The sequence below is a fragment of the Peribacillus alkalitolerans genome (assembly GCF_010882125.1).
In the GTDB taxonomy this organism is placed as follows: Bacteria; Bacillota; Bacilli; order Bacillales; family DSM-1321; genus Bacillus_BN; species Bacillus_BN alkalitolerans.
Genome location: NZ_JAAGVZ010000067.1, coordinates 1 through 1,175 on the forward strand (window position 1 = coordinate 1; position 1,175 = coordinate 1,175).

Annotated in this window: 2 protein-coding genes; both read right to left on the reverse strand. The window is 39.1% G+C overall.

Annotated features, from left to right (window positions below; genetic code table 11):
- On the reverse strand, positions 1–851 hold an 851-nt coding region (locus G3O09_RS21970; protein ID WP_240338539.1), incomplete at its 3' end, for an IS3 family transposase.
- An 83-nt stretch (positions 852–934) separates the two neighbouring features.
- Positions 935–1,175, reverse strand: a 241-nt coding sequence (locus tag G3O09_RS21975; RefSeq protein WP_163103567.1) for a transposase, incomplete at its 5' end; no start/stop codon positions are given.

Consider the following 1,175-nt stretch of genomic DNA (forward strand, 5'->3'; position numbering starts at 1 on the left):
GCCATCTCCTCTGGATACCCTTTATCTTTATACAGCTGATGAAACTTCTTGGGTGGAAGATAATTTAGACTGCCGTGGAATCTTCGGTTATTGTAGAAATCCATATATTCATCGCTTCGATAGTAAGCTTCTTCGAAGCATTCATAGGTGTATCTTTGATAACATTCTCTTTCAATAACACTGTGAAATGACTCAATATAAGCATTCAAATCAGGAGTCTTAGGTGGTATTCGTTCATGATAAACTTTGTAAAGTTTACAGAATTTCCCGAAGGGATCACTGACAAACTGCGGCCCATTATCGCTCCTTATGATAATGCTAGTCCCGTCTTCTTCATCTGGAACAGACACTTGCCTTCTCATTAACGCTTCTTGAAGCATTCCGATAATATCTTTCGCTTTACAACTCGAGCCTCTATAATAGCCTACAATACATCGGTCGAAGACATCGATAGCACTTGCTAAGAAGAAAAAGCGACCACTGTTCTCTATAGATCCATATTTAATATCTACTTGCCATAACTGATTAGGACCTGTAATGGTATGTTGCTTAGCCAACCTTCTTGGGTACTTAGACTTTAACCTTCTGTGCAATAAAATGTCTAACTTAGCACATAGCCGATGAACCTTTTTATGATTGATCGTTAAATGGTGTTCAGTCCTTAAATAATGTGTTAATTTCCGATAGCCGTAGATGCCTTCTTCTCCTTCAATCGCTTCCATTAAGTATTCTTCAATTTGTTCATCAGGAACCTTTTCCTTAAATACGTTTAGTGAATATCCTGGTGTTGGACGGCCTAATTTTATGGGATTCTTGTCCTTCTGATGGTAATAGTACACGGATCGTTCCACCCCCACTGCCTTCATAATGGCTTTTACTGAGAACCCTTCCTTTAACCAAAGTTCAGCTTCTTCTAAAAGTTTTTGAATGGGTATCAGTTTTTTTTAAGAAGTTTTCTTAACATCGCTACTTCCAACTCTTTCTCACCAAGTAGCTTCATAGCTTGTTCATACTTCTCAAGCAGCTCATCTTTAGAAGGATCATTAGAGAGGGCGGTAACGCCTTCCTTGCCCATCACATCACGCACTTCATCTCCGTAGGATTTTATCCAGCTACCTAACGTTTTACGATCAATACCAGCCTTGCGTGCAATAGAAGTAATGTTTCCTGTTTCT